This window comes from Phaeovulum sp., from assembly GCF_041596715.1.
Classification (GTDB): Bacteria; Pseudomonadota; Alphaproteobacteria; order Rhodobacterales; family Rhodobacteraceae; genus UBA6213.
This window is the reverse complement of the sequence record NZ_JBFHIA010000187.1, coordinates 1-6,235: the sequence shown is the minus strand read 5'-3', so window position 1 is coordinate 6,235 and position 6,235 is coordinate 1. Positions and strand designations below refer to the sequence as shown.

Annotated in this window: 5 protein-coding genes; all 5 read right to left on the bottom strand. The window is 65.2% G+C overall.

Features of this window, described 5'->3' with window-relative positions; all coding sequences use genetic code 11:
• Positions 1-1,931 (bottom strand): DUF3772 domain-containing protein (locus ABY403_RS12275; RefSeq protein ID WP_372841111.1); only part of this gene is annotated, 1,931 nt, incomplete at its 3' end.
• Positions 1,931-2,962 (bottom strand): cysteine synthase A, encoded by a 1,032-nt coding sequence (locus ABY403_RS12270; RefSeq protein WP_372841110.1) that lies wholly within the window; start codon positions 2,960-2,962, stop codon positions 1,931-1,933. The genes ABY403_RS12275 and ABY403_RS12270, both read right to left, overlap by 1 nt.
• A 55-nt stretch (positions 2,963-3,017) precedes the next feature.
• A complete protein-coding gene (locus ABY403_RS12265; RefSeq protein ID WP_372841109.1) occupies positions 3,018-4,163 on the bottom strand; it encodes an NUDIX domain-containing protein in 1,146 nt (381 codons plus the stop codon).
• Positions 4,163-4,603, bottom strand: a complete 441-nt coding sequence (locus ABY403_RS12260) for a TrgA family protein (protein WP_372841108.1) — start codon at positions 4,601-4,603, stop codon at positions 4,163-4,165. The genes ABY403_RS12265 and ABY403_RS12260 overlap by 1 nt, the downstream gene beginning before the upstream one ends.
• Positions 4,604-4,695: 92 nt before the next feature.
• Positions 4,696-6,102, bottom strand: a complete 1,407-nt coding sequence (locus ABY403_RS12255; protein ID WP_372841107.1) for a deoxyribodipyrimidine photo-lyase — start codon at positions 6,100-6,102, stop codon at positions 4,696-4,698.
• Positions 6,103-6,235 lie beyond the last annotated feature (133 nt).

The following is a 6,235-nucleotide window of genomic DNA, read 5'->3' as shown; positions in this document are numbered from 1 at the left end:
CCCTGATTGCCGCCGACCTCGATCCAGTCACCCTCGGAAATCGGTCGTTCTATCAACAGGATGATACCCGAGACGAAGTTGGAAACGATGTTCTGCAAACCAAAGCCGATACCAACCGAAAGCGCACCTGCAACAATCGCCAGTGACGAAAGGTCGATCCCTGCCGAGGTGATCGCGATCAATGCGGCCAGAAAGATGCCGACATACCCCAGCCCTGAACTGATCGCGTTTTGCGAGCCCTTGTCGAGCCGCGTCTTGGGCATCACCGAGGTCTTTAGCGTTGATTGCATCAAACGCGTCAGTGCGTAACCAGCCGAAAAAACGATGGCAAAGGTCAAGAACGCTGCGGGTGAAATGCGCGTGCCACCTATCGTCACCCCGGCACGGAAACTTTCCCACACCTCCAAAAGGTCGGATAGCCGCGCCCCCCAGATCAGCGCCAGCAAAGGCAAGGTGCCCAAGGCCAGCACGAAGCCCATCAGCACCGGCACCAACGCATCGTGCGCAGCGCCTTCCGAACGCACAGCCAGCGCATAAATGTCGGCGGCAAAGCTTTGCAGCACCATCAGCGTCGCCACCAATCCCAGCGACAGAAGCGTGGGCCAGATCAGCGCGTTCGCGGCGCTGATATAGCCCACCGCCGCCAGCGTCGGTGCCACCACTGCAACCGCGATCGAGGCATTGCCCACACCGCGCGTCAACCGCGTGCGCAAGGTTGACTCGGGCGTATCAGAGCCCGTGATGCGCAAATGGCGGCGCATCAGTTGGCCAAAGCGGAACAGCAGTATCGCCCCCAGCACAACCAGCGGGAACTGGATCACTGCGGCTGCGGCTTCGGTGGTTTGTTCCGGCACCACCATCGGCGCATCGCCGCGCAACATTCCCACCGCCAGCGCCATGCCGGCAAAAGGCACGACGCCCGCCTGAATGAAGCCCTGCACGGCCAGCAAAAGGCCCGTCATCGTAACCAGAAAACGCCCCTCGGCGCGGCGCTCGGGCAACAGCGCAAGTGGCGCATCGTCGCCACCTTCGCGCGGAAACACCCTGCCCCCCAGCCACCACGCGGTAAGCAGCGTCAACCCGGCAAAGGGCAACTCATCCAAAATCGCTGTGCCGCGGGTGCCGAAAAGACCCGTGGCCTTCAACGCCGCCACCAGCGCCAGCACCCCCACCATTGGCAACAGGATTTGCCCCAGAGACACCAGCGAAGCAAAAACCTGCCGCCCGCGAATCGAGGTCAACCGGGCCAGTCGTTCAGACAGCGTTTCCATCCAACCGCGCCCGCGCCAGATAAGCACGCCTGCGGCCAGCAAATAAAAGACAATAAGCGGCGCATTGCTCTTGATTTGCGCAAACCCGTCTTCCGCCTCGACAAGATCAAGGGTTTCACTGCTCACCGCTTTCGCCGCGCCGATAAGCGCAACAAAAGCAGCTGGCCAGTTGGTCGGGTTGAGTGGGGTCGGAGACAGCTTTAGCAGTGCATCCGCCTGCCGGACCCGCAGGATCGAGTCGATCTCGCTGATGATGCCGTCGGCGCGGCTCCATGCCTCGACCGCCGCTAGGACCGGCGCTTGCAGCTTTGCCAGCTGGTCATTCAGCTCGGTCCTTCGTTGCGCGATTTCAGGTGCTTCGACCGCGCCCGCCTCGGGTGCGTCGCCCAGTGCTGCGATCTGCCCCTTCAGCGTCTCGATCCGCGCCTTGTCGGCAACCTGCGCGCTGGCGAACTGGCTGCGCCATGTGACGATTTCGGTGCGAAGCTGGCTCAGCACCAAGTCTGAAGCGTCGGCATCGGCCACGCTTTCCTCGGCGCGGCTGGCGACACGGTCCCAGACCGTCAGGCTAGGTGTCGTCTCTTGCGCCGCCAACGGAGCGACAAGCCCGATGACCAAGATCAGCGCGACAAGCCAGCGGGTTAGGGCCAATCGCTGCATCATTCCTCATACACCTCGGGCAACGCGCGGGCTGGCCCATCGAGCCAGCCGGGAACCGGCAAATTGCGGGCGCGCAGGAAATCTGGGTTGAAAAGCTTTGATTGATAGCGCGTGCCGTAGTCGCAAAGCACCGTGACGATCGTGTGCCCCGGCCCCATTTCGCGCGCCATGCGCATGGCACCCGCCACGTTCACGCCAGACGAGCCGCCAAGGCAAAGCCCCTCGTCGGCCAACAGTGAAAACACCACCGGCAACGCCTCTGAATCGGGCACGGTCCAGCTCATGTCCGGGCGGATGCCTTCAAGGTTGGCGGTTATGCGTCCCTGCCCAATCCCTTCGGTGATCGAGCTGCCCTGCCCGCGCAACTCGCCCGTGGTGTAATAGCTGTGCAGCGCCGCGCCTTCCGGGTCTGCAAGGCCGATCTTGACGCCCTTGGGCTGCAAGGCCATCGCCACCCCCGCCAATGTGCCGCCCGAGCCCACCGCGCAGACAAAGCCATCGACACGGCCACCGGTTTGTTCCCAGATTTCCGGGCCGGTGGTTTCCAGATGCGCTTGCCGATTGGCGACATTGTCAAACTGGTTCGCCCAGATCGCGCCGTTCGGTTCGGTTTTGGCAAGCGCCGCGGCCAGTCGGCCCGAATAGCGCACGTAATTATTGGGCTTTGCATAAGCCGCCGCGGGCACTTGCACCAATTCGGCACCCGCCAGCCGCAGCATATCCTTTTTTTCCTGACTTTGGGTTTCGGGGATTACGATCACCGTGCGAAACCCCATGCTGGCCCCTACCAGCGCCAAACCGATGCCGGTATTGCCCGCCGTGCCTTCCACGATCGTGCCACCGGGGCCAAGCGCCCCGCGGGCAATCGCATCGCGGATGATGAACAGCGCGGCGCGGTCCTTGACCGACTGGCCGGGGTTCATGAACTCGGCCTTGCCCAGAATCTCGCAGCCCGTCGCCTCAGAGGCCGCGCGCAGGCGGATCAGCGGCGTGTTTCCTATCGAGGCGGCAAGATCGCTACAGATGCGCATCGGGGCTCCTTTCGCGGCAAGCGTAGTGCAGACTTAAGCCCGAGGCGACGCCGCCTCAAGCCCCATGAGCAGACAGGGCCTGCGCGCGCAGGCCCGCGCGGCGCGGTGCCAGCCACAATAGCATCACCCAAAGCGGCCCGGTGGCGATTTCGCCCGAGTCCATCAACGCCTCGGCCTCGGCAAACTCTAGCACATGGCTGCGGATGTCTTCGCCTTCATGGGTCAGCCCGCCGTTTCCGGCAATATCATCGGACAGATCACAGAGCGCAAGGAAGCTGTAAACAAACTCGGTCTTGGCACCCGGCGATGGGTAAAACCGAGGCCCCGCGATCAGCTCGCCCAGCATGATCCCCGCTTCTTCGGCAGCCTCGCGCCGCGCCGCAGCCTCGGGCGTCTCGCCCGCATCCACGCGCCCGGCGATAGGCTCCAGAAGCCACGGGTTGGCATCCCCGCGTGCAAGCGGCGCGATGCGAAATTGCTCGACCAACAGCACCCTGTCGCGCCGGGGATCATAGGCTAGGACCACGACCACATCGGTCGAAACAAATGCCGTGCGCTCGATCGGCGCCGATAGGCCGCCGTCAAAGCGGCGATGGCGTAGCCGGTAAAGTTCCAGCGAAAAGAACCCCGCATGTGCCAGATGCTGCGCCTCGACCAGCACATCGCCTGCCGCACTTTGCCGCCGCCGCGTGGCGGGCGCGGTACCACGGGCGCGCAACCGCGATGCCGCGCGCGCCAGAACCGACGGGTAGCGCGCCAGTGCCACCTCGGGTGCCACCTGCCCGATCCCCGCCATGAAATCGGCTGCCGCCTCGGTCACCACCTCGCCCCAGCTTGCAGCCCAGTCTGCCAAAACCCAAGGTGCGCCTTCGCGCCAGCGACCTGCATCGGCAAAATACACCCGCGCAGGCACCGCACCGCCCTCGGTCTGGACCTCGACCTCGCGGATCGCGAAGGCAAAGCCTGCCTCGTAATAATCAAGCCGCTCGGCATCTTGCGCGCTCAGGCCGCGCACCAACACGCCTTGCGCGCCTTCACCGCCTGCGCACAACAGCGGAAACGGCCTGCCGCCGCCCTCTGCCTCGGCCTGCCGCACCGCGTGGCCGGGCAGAAACGCGGGCACCATCGCCACCTCGCGGCCCAAAACCGCCGCCAGCAAAGGCGGATGGCAAAGCGTTCCGTAGAAAAAGAAATCTGCCATCAGCGCCAACGCCGCGCGGCCATTTCGGCCACAAGGCCAGTCACCAGCCCGCCCACCACCAGCGTTGCCGCAACCGTGGCATCGGTCAAAGGCCGGGCAAAGCCCATAGCCAGCGACACGATATCCACCACAGCCTCGGTCGGTGCATCATAGTGGCGCGCCCAAGCCAGCTTGAACATCTGCATCACGGCCAAAACCAGCACCGCAGTGATCACCATATAGATTGAGGCGCGAAACCCGGCCAACATGCTAGCACCAAAGCCGCGCCCGGCGCGCGCGCCACATTCGCGCCAGCCCGTAAAAACCGCCACCGGCAGGGTTACCGCGAATGCGATGATCGTCGCGCGCAGCCCCGGTTCATCCGCCCGCAGCAGCCATAGTGCAGCAGCACCGGTCAGCGCCATGAACAGAGAGGCGAAAAGCTTGGCTGCGGTTGGCATCGCTTGCCCCTTCGGGTTGCTTTTGCGCAGTTTTCCTCAGCGCCGCGCGCAGTGCAAGGGGCCATGACCATTGCGTCCCAAATGGCGGCAATTCAGCCGCGCTTGAAACGCTCCAGCGCCGCCAGCGCGCGCGCGCGCCCCTCGGCCAACCCAACCACGGGCTGCGGGCGTGGCGCGCGCGCCCCGGTTTGCCAACTGCGCGGCGCGGCCGCATGGAAAGCCTCTGCCCCCGGCTGACCCGGTTCCAGCCAAAAGCGGCGGTATAGCCCCTCTGGGTCGAACTTTGCCGCCTGCGTTGCCGGGTTGAAGATGCGAAAATACGGCGCGGCATCGGGGCCACAGCCTGCAACCCACTGCCAACCCATCGCATTTGACGCAGCATCCCAATCGACAAGGCAGTCGGCAAACCACGCAAGCCCCACCCGCCAGTCGGTCAGAAGGTGCTTGGTCAGATAGCTTGCCACCACCATCCGCGCGCGGTTGTGCATATGCCCGGTAGCGTAGAGTTCGCGCATGGCGGCATCTACCAGCGGCTCGCCGGTTTCGCCGCGCCGCCATGCCTCGGCGTCGTCATTGTCGCCCCGCCATGGAAAGCCATCCCAATCGGGCCGCCATGCGCGGCGGTCGAGATCTGGGAAGTGATACATCAGATGCGCCGCGAACTCGCGCCAGACCAGTTGGCGAAGGAACGGCTCTGCGCCGGGTGCGCCTTCGTGCAGCGCCCGCAGCACCCTATGCCAGACCTGCCGAACGCCGATTTCGCCCAGCGCAAGATAGGCCGAAAGCCCCGATGTGCCATCCTGTGCCGGAAAATCGCGCGCCGCATCATAGCGCGCCAGACCGTCGCGCAGAAAGTCCGCCAAGCGGTCAGCGGCGGCCTGCTCGCCCACGGATGCGTGGCGCGCCAGTACATCGCCGCCACGCGCCACCCCGGCCTCAAGGCACCACGCCGCCAGACTATCGCTTTGCGGCAAGTTCGGTGGGGCGGGCAAGGCCGCAGGCGCGGCAAGCGGCGCAGCCACCTCGCGCGCCATGATCGCGCGCCAGAAGGGTGTGTAAACGCGGTAAGGCCCGCCCGCGCCGGTTTGCACCTGCCACGGCTCTGCCAAAAGCGCGCCAGCGTGGCTTTCCACCGCCACGCCCTCGGCCCGCAGTGCTGCCTTTATCTGCCTGTCACGCGCCATTTCCGCGGGCGTATAAAGCCGCCCCCAGTGCAAGCCGGTCGCGCCGGTTTCGGCCAATACCGCACGCAGCACCGTCAGCGCATCGCCGCGCCGCAAGATCAGGCACTGGCCACGCGCCTGCAATTGCGCGGCCAATACCGCCAACCCCTGCCCCAACCGCCAGCGCGCCGCGGCACCCATCGCTTCGGTTTCGGGGTCGAGGACGAACAAACAGATGATTGGCCGCCCTTGCCGCGCCGCCGCCGCGAGGGCGGGGTTATCGGTCAGCCGCAGATCGCGGCGAAACCATACCAGCACGGGCGGTGCACCACTCATCGCGGCGTCTTCATTGCCAATAGACCCCAAGCAGAGGCCACCTGCGTCACAACACGCGGCCGAGCGCCGCGATCAGCCGCGCCACATCTTCGGCGCTGGTGTAATGCACCGCCGAAAGCCGCAGCACGCCCTG

Excerpts from the sequence above, each read along its gene's own strand:
- ABY403_RS12260 (WP_372841108.1), bottom strand. The coding sequence starts at position 4,603 with ATGCCAACCGCAGCCAAGCTTTTCGCCTCTCTGTTCATGGCGCTGACC.
- ABY403_RS12270 (WP_372841110.1), bottom strand. The coding sequence starts at position 2,962 with ATGCGCATCTGTAGCGATCTTGCCGCCTCGATAGGAAACACGCCGCTG.
- ABY403_RS12265 (WP_372841109.1), bottom strand. The coding sequence starts at position 4,163 with ATGGCAGATTTCTTTTTCTACGGAACGCTTTGCCATCCGCCTTTGCTG.
- ABY403_RS12255 (WP_372841107.1), bottom strand. The coding sequence starts at position 6,102 with ATGAGTGGTGCACCGCCCGTGCTGGTATGGTTTCGCCGCGATCTGCGG.